A 13,178-nucleotide genomic window follows, 5' to 3' on the forward strand; every position below is an offset into this window, starting at 1 on the left:
CTTCTTATTTTGCTTCACGTTTGCTTTTATAGTCCGCAATAGCGGCTTTGATCGCGTCTTCTGCCAGAATAGAACAGTGAATTTTCACGGGCGGCAGTTCAAGCTCATCGGCGATATCGGTGTTTTTGATCGCCTGTGCTTCGTCCAGCGATTTCCCTTTCACCCATTCGGTGACCAGGGAGCTGGACGCGATAGCGGAACCGCAGCCGTAAGTCTTGAAACGCGCGTCTTCAATGATACCTTCATTGTTGACTTTGATCTGCAACTTCATCACGTCGCCACAGGCTGGTGCACCCACCATGCCGCTTCCCACGTTCTCGTCGCTGTTGTCAAAAGAGCCCACGTTACGTGGATTCTCGTAATGATCGATTACTTTTTCGCTGTAAGCCATGATGAATTCCCCTTATCGGTACCGATTAATGATGTGACCATTCGATGCTGTTCAGATCCACGCCCTGCTTGTGCATTTCCCACAGTGGAGAAAGGTCACGCAGACGGCCGATAGATTTACGAACCAGTTCGATGGTGTAATCAATCTCTTCTTCGGTAGTAAAACGACCTAAAGAGAAACGAATAGAGCTATGCGCCAGCTCGTCGGTCATTCCCAGCGCGCGCAGCACATAGGAAGGCTCGAGGCTCGCAGAGGTACAGGCGGAACCTGAAGAGACCGCAAGGTCTTTCAGCGCCATGATCAGCGACTCGCCTTCAACATAGTTAAAGCTCACGTTGAGGATGTTTGGCGCGCCCTGTTCGAGGTCACCGTTCAGGTAGACTTCTTCCATATCTTTCACGCCGTTCCACAGACGGTTACGCAGACCGCGCAGACGCGCCATCTCGGTTTCCATCTCTTCTTTCGCGATGCGATAGGCTTCGCCCATGCCGACTATCTGGTGGACGGGCAGCGTACCGGAACGCATACCGCGTTCGTGGCCGCCACCGTGCATCTGTGCTTCGATGCGAATACGCGGTTTACGGCGAACGTACAGCGCGCCGATCCCTTTCGGGCCATAAATTTTGTGACCGGAGAAAGACATCAGGTCAACTTTCAGTTGGCTCAGATCGATAGGCAGTTTGCCCACGCTCTGGGTGGCGTCAACGTGATAGATGATGCCGCGCGCACGGCACATTTCGCCGATAGTCGCGATATCCTGCACCACACCGATTTCGTTATTCACGTGCATGATGGAAACCAGAATGGTGTCGTCACGCATCGCCGCTTCCAGCGCGTTGAGATCGATAATTCCGTTGCTCTGCGGCGCCAGGTAGGTTACTTCAAACCCTTCGCGCTCCAGTTGACGGCAGGTATCCAGCACGGCTTTGTGTTCGGTTTTGCTGGTGATGATGTGCTTGCCTTTTTTCTGATAAAAGTTGGCTGCACCTTTGATCGCCAGGTTGTCGGATTCAGTCGCACCGGAGGTAAAGACGATTTCACGCGGATCGGCACCCACCAGATCGGCAATCTGATTACGGGCGATATCCACCGCCTCTTCAGCCTGCCAGCCGAAACGGTGTGAACGGGAGGCCGGGTTACCAAAGGTTCCGTCCAGCGTCAGGAACTGCATCATTTTCTCGGCAACACGCGGGTCCACCGGCGTGGTTGCGGAGTAATCGAGATAAATCGGTAATTTCATTGCTCTATAAACTCCGTACATCGCTTCAATGCAAGGAGTCAGGCAACCGGCTGGATGTACGACCGTGTTAACGGAGCGCAAGCGCCCCGGCCTGACTCTGAAATACTTTTACGCTTCATCCTTCAGACTGCCTCTGCGTTGGCGGTCTTCACTCACCTCAGTCACTTACTGATGTAAGCGCCTGAGGATTCGCTCAGTTGCCGCCCTGATGCAGCCAGAATGATATTGCGTACTTTTCTAATTAAGCGCGTAACTTAACGTCAATTGCGTCTTGTGCACGATTTGTGCGTGGAGCGTCGTGGCTGTGCTGGCGACCAGACACATCCAGGACTTCCTGATTATTCACCAGTTCGCCTAACGTGATGTTGTTGAGGAAACCGGTCAGACGGTCGCTCAAGTCACGCCACAGCGCGTGGGTCAGGCATTTATCGCCGCCCTGACAACCGCCTTTGCCCTGACAACGGGTCGCATCAACCGACTCGTCAACAGCGCTAATCACTTCACCAACTGCAATACTGCCGGCATCTTTGCCCAGCAGATAACCGCCGCCTGGTCCACGTACGCTGGAAACCAGACCATTTTTACGCAAACGGGAGAACAGCTGTTCCAGATAAGAAAGGGAAATTCCCTGACGTTCAGAAATATCAGCCAACGGTACCGGGCCCGCTTCGGAGTTGAGCGCAACGTCCAACATTGCGGTCACGGCATAACGCCCTTTAGATGTCAGTCTCATGTCTTACTTAGCCTCAAACTCGCCCCTGCCCGGGGTTTTTTATTGTAAAATGGGGGTATTGCATAGCAGGGCCAAGTCTGACATTCCCGACTAAATCAGTCAACTATTTACTTGACTGTTTTAGTCAGGTATTTAACCTTCAGTGCCATTTTGCGTTGCCGGATGGCGCTTCGCTTATCCGGCCTACAGACCGCACGATTCGTAAGCCGGATAAGCGAAGCGCCATCCGGCATTAGCACCGTTACTTGCTTTTATTCTGCTGCTCAATAGAGGCAAGCATTCCACGCAGAATATTCAGCTCCTGGCTCTCCGGACGCGCGCGCGTAAACAGACGGCGCAGTTTGTTCATCACCTGCCCGGGGTGGTTTTCACGGATAAACCCCGTCGACAGTAACGTCTGCTCAAGGTGACCGTAAAAACGCTCCAGATCGTCCACCAGCGGGTACGGTGCTTCTTCATGCACCACCGCGTCAGGGTTTTCCTGTGTTGCCAGCCAGGCCATGCGCACTTCATACGCGATGACCTGTACCGCCATCGCCAGGTTCAGCGAACTGTACTCCGGGTTTGCCGCAATCGCGACGTGGTAATGGCATTTTTGCAGTTCGTCGTTGGTCAGTCCAACGCGTTCACGACCAAACACCAGCGCTACGGGGGTATTTGCCGCTTCCGCGACGCTTTTTAAACCGCATTCGCGCGGATCGAGCATCGGCCACGGCAGCGTACGCGAACGCGCGCTGGTTCCGACGACCAGACTGCATCCGGCCAGCGCTTCATCGAGGGTGTCGACGATCTGCGCGTTGCCGATCACATCACTGGCCCCTGCTGCCAGGGCGATAGCCTGGGAGTCAGGTTTTACGAGCGGGTTAACCAGCCACAGATTGGTTAACCCCATTGTTTTCATTGCGCGGGCAACAGAGCCCATGTTGCCGGTGTGTGACGTTTCCACCAGCACGATTCGAATATTTTGCAGCATTGTCTTTCTTCAGCTAAAGATTATTCGCCCATATTATCATAAATCGAAGACATATTCCGATCTCGCTGCTATACTCTGCGCCGTTTTCCCGTTCTTTAACATCCAGTGAGAGAGACCGATGCATCCGATGCTGACCATCGCCGTGCGCGCAGCGCGCAAGGCGGGTAATGTAATTGCCAAACACTACGAAACGCCTGACTCAGTAGAAACCAGCCAGAAAGGCAGCAATGATTTTGTGACCAACGTCGATAAAGCCGCCGAAGCGATTATTATCGAAACGATCCGCAAATCTTACCCACAGCACACCATCATCACCGAAGAAAGCGGTGAACATGAAGGTACCGATCAGGATGTTCAATGGGTTATCGATCCACTGGATGGCACCACCAACTTCATAAAACGTCTGCCACACTTCGCCGTTTCTATTGCGGTACGCATTAAAGGCCGTACTGAAGTCGCTGTGGTTTACGATCCCATGCGTAATGAACTGTTCACCGCCACCCGCGGCCAGGGCGCTCAGCTGAATGGCTATCGTCTGCGCGGCAGCAATGCGCGCGATCTGGACGGCACCATTATCGCTACCGGCTTCCCGTTCAAAGCCAAACAGCACGCCACCTCTTACATGAATATCCTCGGCAAAATGTTTACCGAGTGCGCTGACTTCCGCCGCACTGGTTCTGCCGCACTGGATCTGGCGTATGTTGCCGCCGCGCGCGTTGACGGTTATTTCGAAATCGGCCTCAAGCCGTGGGATTTCGCCGCAGGTGAACTGATCGCCCGCGAAGCAGGCGCACTGGTTTGCGACTTTACCGGCGGTCATAACTACATGATGACCGGCAACATCGTGGCAGGTAACCCGCGCGTGGTAAAAGCAATGCTGGCGAGCATGCGTGATGAACTGAGCGACGCGCTGAAGCGTTAATCGTTTGCTGCCGGATGGCGGCTAACGCCTTATCCGGCCTACAGATCATTTTACTCTGTAGGCCGGATAAGCGAAGCGCCATCAGGCATTCTCCCTCAGGGCACGTTTAAAACGGTCGTAATCCCCTTCCCATTGGCACCGCACTCATCCACATCACGCCTGCTGCCACCACCAGTATCACGCCACCGGCTAACGCCAGCGTCGACCAGCCAACCTGTCGCCACAATACCGGCGCGCGGTTACCGCTCAGCCTGACCGCCAGCGTGCGAAAACTGTGCACCAGCAGCGCCAGAGAGGTAATGGTCAACGACGTGCCCGCCGCCATCGCCAGCGCCGACGCTATTCCCCAGTAAAATACGCCGATGACTTTGCTAAACAGCAGCACCATGATAGCCCCGGAACAGGGACGCATCCCCATCGACAGGATAATCATCAACCGTGCGCGCCAGTCATCGCCATGGTGCAGTTGTTCCGGATGCGGCAAGTGCTGATGCCCGCACCCACAGTTTTCATGGTGCACATGGTGTGGCGTAAAGGCGGTAAACCTGGGTTTGCGCAGCAGCGCATGTAGTTTCTTCAGCGCCCGCCAGCAGAGCAACAGGCCCAGAACCCCCACCAGCGCATAGCTCCCCTTCTCCAGCCAGAAACCGCTCAGATGGAGCTGTCTCGCCGGCAGTTGCAGGATGCTGAGCACCACCACAACCAGCCCGATCGCCACCAGCCCCTGCAATAACGAGGAGGTCAGCGTCAGGCCAATGCTCGACTTCAGTTTTGAAGGATGGGTCGCCAGCCAGGTGGTAATCACTACCTTTCCGTGCCCCGGCCCCAGCGCGTGCAGTACGCCATATAAAAAGCTAAACAGCAGCAACGAACCGCCCGCCTGGGCTGAGCTGGCGGCAACGGCCTTCAGCAGCACACTCATCTGCTGATTCACCTCCCGCTGCCAGACGATACTTTTGACCATCACCTGCGGCCAGGTTTGCCACAGCCAGACGCCACCGATCGCCGCCATCAGCAAAAAAAGCGCCAGCGGCCACAGCGATATCCAGCGTTGTGCGCGAATGCGGTTTAGCGACATTACTGGCATGTGACTGTCACCGTCTGCGCGAATTGTTTACCCAGTTCCATATCCTCTGGCGGCGCATCGTCCTTATCCAGAGACTGGGCAAAACTGAGCGACGCCTCGTTCGGCTCGGGGGTATGTAGCGCGATTTTGCAGCGCTCACGCATCGTCGGCGATAGCGTCGCATCGCGGTCTTCTTCGTAGCTCATATCGACATAATAAGAGGGATCAAAGGTCGAGAAGGTATAACGTTGCCCGCTCAACGGCTGCGGTTCGGCAAGCGGCAGCACGAAGGTGAGCACCGCCTGATGCTCATCGCGCACCATACCGTATTCCGTGGGGCGGTTTTTAAATTTGACGCGCTGTCCGTTGTGCCACATTTCGGTAAAATAGTGCTGTCCCAGGACATTCGCCATCACTTCCGCCGCCAGTTTTTTCCAGATGTCGGAACCCGGTTTTGCATCGCCCGCATCATAGAGCAGGTCGGCAGAGGTCAGCTCATCCATCGTCCAGCGCATTTTTAGCGCCACAATAGACCCGTTATCGCTAACCACTTCCGTTTTCAGACGGATAAAACTGTGAGGATGTGCGCTCACCGTAAACGTCAAAAAAGCGAGTAACACCAACAAAACGCCGCGTATCATGAATGACTTTGACTCCCCATAAAAACAGGATGGCCACGAGAGTCACGATCGCCGTGACAGGATTGCCCGTGAGGATAACATTGAAATGATGAATGTTGAGCGCGGATTTATGGGCTCGATTCAGTTCTCAGATTTGAGATTTTGTCGTTAAGTACAACGTTCCCATTCCGGTAATTTTCTGTGCGTCACGCCTGAATTGATAACAAATTGTAAAATAAAATAAGCAAATTACGACATTTTTTAACATACCAATTAACCCGCACTGCACAAAAACCATTAAAATTAACCAATATTTAACTAAATAATATCCATAAATTAACATTAATGGGCATTTGTCACATTTTATAAACTTGAGATTCATTACCTCTTCCCTTCGTTGATAACCTCCTGTTCGTGACATGCCCCGGTCCCTACAAAAGGTACAACTATGAAATTCAAACTCGCATTACTCAGTGCAGCCCTGGTTTCTGCATGCATGTTGTCCGGCCCGTCCTTTGCGGCAGAAAAATACGAAATCGCTGTGGTTGCTAAAGTCACCGGCATTCCGTGGTTCAACCGCATGGAAACCGGCGTGAATGAAGCAGCGAAAAAACTGGATGTGAATGCTTATCAGACCGGCCCTTCCACGCCGGATCCGGCTCAGCAGGTGAAGGTCATTGAAGATCTCATTGCCAAGAACGTTAACGCGATCATTGTGGTACCTAATGACGCGAAGGTGCTTGAGCCCGTGCTGAAAAAAGCGCGCGATAAGGGCATTGTCGTTCTGACCCATGAATCGCCGGATCAGCAAATCGGCCAGTGGGATATCGAAACGATCGACAGCGAGAAGTACGCGCAGGCCAACGTCGACGAGCTGGCGAAGGATATGGGCGGCAAAGGCGGCTATGCGATTTACGTCGGCTCGCTGACCGTGCCGTTACACAACGCCTGGGCCGATTACGCCATCAAGTACCAGAAAGAGAAATACCCGGAGATGTTTGAAGTGACCACCCGTCTACCGGTGGCTGAGAGCATCGACAAATCCTACTCCACCACGCTGGATCTGATGAAAACCTATCCGCAGATGAAGGGCATCATTGGCTTCGGTTCGCTGGGTCCGATTGGTGCGGGTCAGGCAGTACAGAAAAAACGCGCGAAAGATAAAATTGCCGTGGTGGGGATTGCCATGCCAGCACAGGCTGCGCCTTATCTGATGCGTGGCGACATCAAAAAAGCGATGCTGTGGGATCCGAAAGATGCCGGCTACGCGCTGGTGACCGTGGCGGATCAGTTGCTGCAAGGCAAAGAGGTGACGCCAGATCTGACCATTGACGGATTAGGGAAAGCCGATGTCGACATGGAGAAGAAAGTGATCCGCTTTAACAAGATCCTCGAAGTCACCAAAGACAACGCACAATCACTCGGTTTCTAAGGCTCCAGCCACCACCAGGGAAACCCAACGCCGGCCGTCTGGTCGGCGCTATCAACAGGCTTAACACTCTGCGCCCGTCAGGGCGCTCGCAGGGGTATTGTCCATGACAGACACCACCGCATTTATCACTCTTGAGAATATCAGCAAGCAATTCCCGGGCGTGCTGGCGCTGGATAATGTGAATCTGACGCTGAAAAAAGGCGAAGTTCACTGTCTGGCAGGGCAGAACGGTTGCGGCAAAAGCACCATTATTAAAGTGATCTCCGGAGTCTACCAGCCGGAAAAAGGGGCGCAGATCCTGCTGGACGGCAAACTGTTCCACCATCTGTCGCCACAGCTCTCTTCGCATTACGGCATCCAGGTTATCTACCAGGATTTATCCCTCTTCCCGAACTTCAGCGTGGCAGAGAATATTGCCGTCAACCGCTATCTGCCCGGCGGTGATATCTGGGTACGGCGCGGTTCGATGAAGCAACAGGCGCTGGCGGCGATGAAGCGAATTGGCGTCAGCATCGATCCCGATAAAAAAGTGGAAAAACTCTCCATTGCCGATCGCCAGTTGGTGGCGATTTGCCGCGCCATTGCTGCCGACGCGCGCCTGGTCATCATGGACGAACCCACCGCGTCCCTGACGCGCCAGGAGGTCAACGGCCTGCTGCGCGTGGTCAACGAATTGAAAGCCGACGGGATTTGCGTGGTATTCGTCAGCCACCGTCTCGATGAGGTGATGGAAGTGGCGGACCGCATCAGCGTCATGCGCGACGGCAAACTGGTAGGGACGTATCCCGCCAGCGAACTCGACAGCCATGAGCTGGCCTTCCTGATGACCGGTCAACGCTTCCACTACAGTCCGCTGCCGGAAAAACCACCGGTTGAGCAGGAGCCGATGCTGGAACTGCGCAACCTGAGCCGCAAAGGAAAATATCAGGATATCAACCTGTCACTGCGCAGCGGTGAGATCGTGTCGATCGTCGGTCTGCTCGGCGCGGGCCGCACCGAGCTTTGTCTGAGCCTGTTTGGCATGACGCACCCGGAAAGCGGGGAAATCCGCATTAACGGCAAACCGGTTCAGCTTCGTAACAACCATGACGCCATCAAACATGGGCTCGGCTATGTCTCGGAAGATCGCCTGACCCAGGGGCTCATCATGGAACAGTCGATCTACGACAACACCATTGTCACGGTCTTCGACAAACTGCATACCCGCAGCGGCCTGCTCGATCACGGTAAAGCAAAAACGCTGGTCGCCGATCTGATCCGTGAACTGAATATCAAGGTGGCCGATCCGCAGTTGCCGGTCAAAACGCTCTCCGGCGGCAACGCCCAGCGCATCGCCATCGCCAAATGGGTGGCGACCCAGCCGCGTATCCTGATCCTGGACTCCCCGACGGTGGGCGTCGATATCGCCAACAAAGAAGGGATTTATCAGATTGCCCGCAACCTGGCGGAGCAAGGAATGGCAGTGCTGATGATTTGCGATGAAATCCCGGAAGCCTATTACAACAGCCATCGCGTGTTGGTTATGCGGCGCGGGAAGTTGGTCGCCGAGTTTAATCCGCATCGTTGTCGTGAAGAGGACATTGCAGAGGTGGTCGAGGTCATCCATGAATAACTTTCGTCTCTCCCGTTTAGTCGGGCACCATGAATTCTGGCTGGGGCTGCTGGTGATTGCGCTTGCCGTTGGACTGAGCGTCAGCACCGACGAGTTTCTGTCACTCGGCAATCTGACAGACGTCGCCACCAGCTATGCCATTCTCGGTATTCTCGCCTGCGGGCTGTTCGTCGTGCTGATCTCCGGGGGGATCGATATTTCGTTCCCGGCGATGACGGCAATAGCGCAATACGCGATGGCAAGCTGGGTGATCGCGCATGGCGGTAACTTTCTGCTGGCGCTGGCCATCGCGGTCGTCGTCGGACTCCTGCTCGGGCTGATTAACGGCTTTCTGGTCTACTGGCTGCGCGTGCCTGCAATCATCATCACCATCGCGACGCTGAACGTCTATTACGGTCTGCTGGTGTACGCCACTAAAGGCACCTGGCTGTACGGCTTCCCGGACTGGTTTATGAACGGCATCAACTGGTTTTCCTTCACGGCGGCAGATGGCTATGACTATGGCCTCACGCTCCCGCTACTGTGCCTGGCAGCCGCGATCGTTTTCACCGCCATCCTGATGAATTACACCCGTCTCGGGCGTCAGATTTACGCGATGGGCGGCAACCGCGACGCCGCATCCCGCCTCGGGCTGAACCTGTTGAAGCTGCATTTCTATGTCTATGGTTTTATGGGCGTTCTCGCAGGTGTAGCCGCTGTCGTGCAGGCGCAGATCACACAGTCCGTGGCGCCAAACTCGCTGCTCGGTTTTGAGCTGACGGTACTGGCGGCGGTCGTGCTGGGCGGCACCAGCATGAGCGGCGGGCGCGGTACATTGACCGGTACGCTGTTGGGGGTGATTCTGCTGGCCTTTTTGCAAAACGGTCTGACGCTGCTCAGCGTCTCCTCGTACTGGCACACCGTTTTCAGCGGCGTCATTATCCTGGTCAGCATCAGCGCCACGGCGTGGAATGAAAAACGCAAACTGGCAAGGGAGCTTTGAGATGAAAGCGTTCGCAAAAGTATTACCCGGTGATGCCATCATCCGCCTGCAGTGCGTGATTATTATCGTCGTCGCCGTCGTCTTCTCGGCGCTGTTGGGCACCCGCTTTTTCAGCGTCGCAAACTTCCAGTCCATCGGTTCGCAGTTGCCGATCCTCGGCATGCTGGCGCTGGGAATGGGCATGACCATGCTGACGGGCGGCATTAACCTGTCAATTATCGCGGGCGCCAACGCCTGCTCGCTGGTCATGGCCGCCGTCATCGTCAGCCATCCGGACAATCCGCTGTTTCTCGCGCTGGCGCTGCTGGCCGGTGCCGCGGTCGCCGTCGCGATAGGTACGCTGAACGGTGCGCTGATCGCCTGGGTTGGCGTGTCGCCGATCCTTGCCACGCTCGGCACCATGACGCTTATCTCCGGGCTGAACATCTTGCTCTCCAACGGCACGGTGATTTCCGGCTTCCCGGCGGCGATCCAGTATCTCGGTAATGCCACCCTTGCGGGTATTCCCGTCGCCCTGCTGCTCTTCTTACTGGTCGCCGTGCTGCTGTGGGTTCTACTGGAACACACCACGCTTGGGCGCAGTCTCTATCTGATGGGTTCCAACGAACAGGCGACCCGCTACAGCGGCGTGAACACCGTTCGGGTGCAGATTTCCGTCTACGTCATTTCCGCCCTGCTCGGCTGGGTGGCCGCAATCTTAATGATGGCGAAATTCAACTCGGCGAAGGCCGGATACGGAGAGTCTTATCTGCTGGTCACTATTCTCGCGTCGGTGCTGGGCGGCATTAATCCGGACGGCGGATTTGGCCGTATCATCGGTCTGGTGCTGGCGCTGATTGTGCTGCAAATGCTGGAAAGCGGCTTTAACTTGCTGGGGATCAGTAGCTATCTGACGATGGCGCTTTGGGGCGCGGTCCTCATCCTCTTTATCGCATTACAGAATCGTAGAGCCTGATTTCAGGAGAAAAATTATGGCGAGTTACTTTATTGGTGTGGATGTAGGAACCGGCAGCGCTCGCGCAGGCGTATTTGATCTTAACGGCAGAATGGTCGGTCAGGCCACTCGCGCGATTGAGATTTACCGCCCGCAGGCCGATTTCGTTGAGCAGTCGTCCGATAACATCTGGCAGGCCGTCTGCAACGCGGTTCGTGATGCCATTAATCAGTCCGATATCAACCCAATCCAGGTGAAAGGGCTGGGATTTGACGCCACCTGTTCGCTGGTGGTGCTGGATAAAGAGGGCAAACCGCTGACCATCAGCCCTTCCGGGCGCAGCGAACAAAACATTATCGTGTGGATGGATCACCGCGCCATCACCCAGGCCGAGCGCATCAACGCGATGCACCACCGGGTTCTGGACTACGTGGGCGGGATTATCTCCCCGGAAATGCAGACGCCGAAACTGCTGTGGCTGAAACAGCATATGCCTAACACCTGGGCGAACGCGGGCTACTATTTTGATTTACCCGACTTTCTGACCTGGCGCGCCACCGGCGACGACACGCGCTCCCTTTGCTCCACGGTGTGCAAATGGACCTACATGGGTCATGAAGATAAGTGGGATGCCAGCTACTTCCGCGAAATCGGGCTGGAAGACCTGCTGGAACACGATGCGGAAAAAATTGGCCGCTACGTGAAAACGATGGGCGAACCGCTCGGCCACGGGCTGACCCAGCGCGCCGCCAGTGAAATGGGGCTGATTCCTGGCACCGCCGTCAGCGTGTCGATCATCGACGCCCACGCCGGCACGCTCGGCACGCTCGGCGCCTGCGGCGTCTCCGGCGAAGTCGCTGACTTTGACCGCCGCGTCGCGCTGATTGGCGGAACCTCTACCGGTCACATGGCCATCTCTAAACAGCCACGCTTTATCGGCGGCGTCTGGGGTCCCTACTATTCCGCCGTACTGCCGGAATACTGGCTCAATGAAGGTGGACAGTCCGCTACCGGCGCGCTGATCGACCATATTATTCAGTCGCATCCTTGTTACGAAACGCTGCTGGCGCAGGCAAAAGCGCAGGGACACACCATTTATGAAGTGCTGAACGCGCTGCTGCGTAAAATGGCGGGTGAGCCGGAAAATATCGCCTTCCTGACCCGCGATATTCATATCCTGCCCTACTTTCACGGCAACCGTTCACCGCGCGCCAACCCAACGTTGACCGGGGCGATCAGCGGTCTGAAGCTTTCCCGCACGCCGGAAGATATGGCGCTGCACTATCTGGCGACCATTCAGGCCATCGCGCTGGGTACGCGCCATATCATTGAGACGATGAACCAGAGCGGTTACAGCATTGACACCATCATGGCCAGCGGCGGCGGCACCAAGAATCCTATCTTTGTGCAGGAACATGCCAATGCCACCGGTTGCGCCATGTTGCTGCCGGAAGAGAGCGAAGCGATGCTGCTGGGCGGCGCGATGATGGGCACCATCGCCGCCGGCGTTTTCGAGACCTTCCCGGAAGCGATGTCGGCGATGAGTCGGATTGGTAAAACGGTCACCCCACAGACCAACCGCATTAAGCAGTATTACGACCGCAAATATCAGGTGTTCCATGAGATGTATCAGGATCATATGAAGTACCGTCAACTGATGCAGGGGGACGCATGAGTAGTTCATGGCAGCAGGCCAGCGACACCTGGAGCCTCTACAGCGAGGCGCTGGCCGGTCTGGGTCAGCATCTTAACGAACCGGTCTGGAACGCGTTAATGACGGAACTGCGCGAATGCCGTGGGAAAATTGTGGTCACCGGCGTCGGCACCTCCGGCATTGCGGCGCGAAAAATCGCCCACATGCTGGCCTGCGTTGAGCGCCCGGCAATCTATCTCAACGCCACCGATGCCGCGCACGGCGATCTCGGTTTTTTACGCGCGGACGATCGGGTCATTCTGCTTTCCCGTGGCGGTAACTCTGACGAGCTCACGCGACTGTTGCCGGGGCTGGCCGCACGCAACGTGCCGATTATCAGCGTCACGGAAAACCCGGATTCCGCCATTGCCCGCGCCGCCCGACTGGTGATTTCTACCGGCGTCCAGCGCGAGGCGGATCCGCTGAACATGCTGGCGACCACCTCCATCATGCTGGTGATTGCGATCTTTGATGCCGCCTGCGCGTGTCTGATGAGCGAGAGCGGCTACACCAAAGAAACGCTGCTGGCCGTGCATCCGGGGGGGGATGTCGGTTTAACCCTGCGACAGGAGCGCTAATC

Annotated in this window: 13 protein-coding genes; 7 read left to right on the forward strand and 6 right to left on the reverse strand. The window is 55.8% G+C overall.

What is annotated here, in order from left to right; all coding sequences use genetic code 11:
- Window positions 1-4: 4 nt before the first annotated feature.
- The 4 genes from iscU to trmJ all read right to left on the reverse strand — a co-directional run bounded on the left by iscU (window position 5) and on the right by trmJ (window position 3,337).
- The gene (iscU, locus tag QQZ17_RS24835; RefSeq protein ID WP_002913991.1) at window positions 5-391 is read right to left on the reverse strand and encodes a Fe-S cluster assembly scaffold IscU; all 387 of its coding nucleotides are present in this window, start codon (window positions 389-391) and stop codon (window positions 5-7) included.
- A 25-nt stretch (window positions 392-416) separates the two neighbouring features.
- Window positions 417-1,631 carry a cysteine desulfurase gene (gene iscS / locus QQZ17_RS24840; protein ID WP_152402936.1) on the reverse strand — a complete coding sequence of 405 codons (1,215 nt, stop codon included), beginning with the start codon at window positions 1,629-1,631 and terminating at the stop codon, window positions 417-419.
- A gap of 241 nt (window positions 1,632-1,872) precedes the next feature.
- Window positions 1,873-2,364 (reverse strand): Fe-S cluster assembly transcriptional regulator IscR, encoded by a 492-nt coding sequence (gene iscR / locus QQZ17_RS24845; protein ID WP_042317591.1) that lies wholly within the window; start codon window positions 2,362-2,364, stop codon window positions 1,873-1,875.
- A gap of 241 nt (window positions 2,365-2,605) precedes the next feature.
- Complete coding sequence (gene trmJ / locus QQZ17_RS24850; RefSeq protein ID WP_152402934.1) at window positions 2,606-3,337, reverse strand: tRNA (cytosine(32)/uridine(32)-2'-O)-methyltransferase TrmJ; 732 nt, start codon at window positions 3,335-3,337, stop codon at window positions 2,606-2,608.
- Window positions 3,338-3,455: 118 nt separating this feature from the next.
- On the opposite strand from trmJ, the gene suhB reads away from it, so the two are divergent.
- Window positions 3,456-4,259, forward strand: a complete 804-nt coding sequence (suhB, locus tag QQZ17_RS24855; protein WP_152402932.1) for an inositol-1-monophosphatase — start codon at window positions 3,456-3,458, stop codon at window positions 4,257-4,259.
- Window positions 4,260-4,365: 106 nt separating this feature from the next.
- Here suhB and QQZ17_RS24860 read toward each other — a convergent pair whose 3' ends face one another.
- Both QQZ17_RS24860 and QQZ17_RS24865 read right to left on the reverse strand, forming a co-directional pair.
- A complete protein-coding gene (locus QQZ17_RS24860) occupies window positions 4,366-5,346 on the reverse strand; it encodes a nickel/cobalt transporter (protein WP_152402930.1) in 981 nt (326 codons plus the stop codon).
- The gene (locus tag QQZ17_RS24865; protein ID WP_152402924.1) at window positions 5,337-5,966 is read right to left on the reverse strand and encodes a DUF1007 family protein; all 630 of its coding nucleotides are present in this window, start codon (window positions 5,964-5,966) and stop codon (window positions 5,337-5,339) included. Before QQZ17_RS24865 ends, QQZ17_RS24860 begins: the two co-directional genes overlap by 10 nt.
- A 427-nt stretch (window positions 5,967-6,393) precedes the next feature.
- Between QQZ17_RS24865 and QQZ17_RS24870 the strand changes: the two genes are divergently transcribed.
- The 6 genes from QQZ17_RS24870 (at window position 6,394) to QQZ17_RS24895 (ending at window position 13,176) form a co-directional block, all read left to right on the forward strand.
- Window positions 6,394-7,377 carry an autoinducer 2 ABC transporter substrate-binding protein gene (locus tag QQZ17_RS24870; protein WP_152402922.1) on the forward strand — a complete coding sequence of 328 codons (984 nt, stop codon included), beginning with the start codon at window positions 6,394-6,396 and terminating at the stop codon, window positions 7,375-7,377.
- Between the two features lie 103 nt (window positions 7,378-7,480).
- The gene (locus QQZ17_RS24875) at window positions 7,481-8,989 is read left to right on the forward strand and encodes a sugar ABC transporter ATP-binding protein (protein ID WP_284554208.1); all 1,509 of its coding nucleotides are present in this window, start codon (window positions 7,481-7,483) and stop codon (window positions 8,987-8,989) included.
- Window positions 8,982-9,971, forward strand: a complete 990-nt coding sequence (locus QQZ17_RS24880; RefSeq protein WP_152402917.1) for an ABC transporter permease — start codon at window positions 8,982-8,984, stop codon at window positions 9,969-9,971. Before QQZ17_RS24875 ends, QQZ17_RS24880 begins: the two co-directional genes overlap by 8 nt.
- A 1-nt stretch (window position 9,972) precedes the next feature.
- Window positions 9,973-10,926, forward strand: a complete 954-nt coding sequence (locus QQZ17_RS24885) for an ABC transporter permease (protein WP_046485096.1) — start codon at window positions 9,973-9,975, stop codon at window positions 10,924-10,926.
- Between the two features lie 16 nt (window positions 10,927-10,942).
- Window positions 10,943-12,580 (forward strand): FGGY-family carbohydrate kinase, encoded by a 1,638-nt coding sequence (locus QQZ17_RS24890; protein ID WP_152402915.1) that lies wholly within the window; start codon window positions 10,943-10,945, stop codon window positions 12,578-12,580.
- A complete protein-coding gene (locus tag QQZ17_RS24895; RefSeq protein WP_152402913.1) occupies window positions 12,577-13,176 on the forward strand; it encodes a KpsF/GutQ family sugar-phosphate isomerase in 600 nt (199 codons plus the stop codon). The genes QQZ17_RS24890 and QQZ17_RS24895 overlap by 4 nt, the downstream gene beginning before the upstream one ends.
- Window positions 13,177-13,178: the final 2 nt, after the last annotated feature.

Source organism: Citrobacter sp. T1.2D-1, assembly GCF_950098555.1.
Lineage (GTDB): Bacteria > Pseudomonadota > Gammaproteobacteria > Enterobacterales > Enterobacteriaceae > Citrobacter_A > Citrobacter_A telavivensis.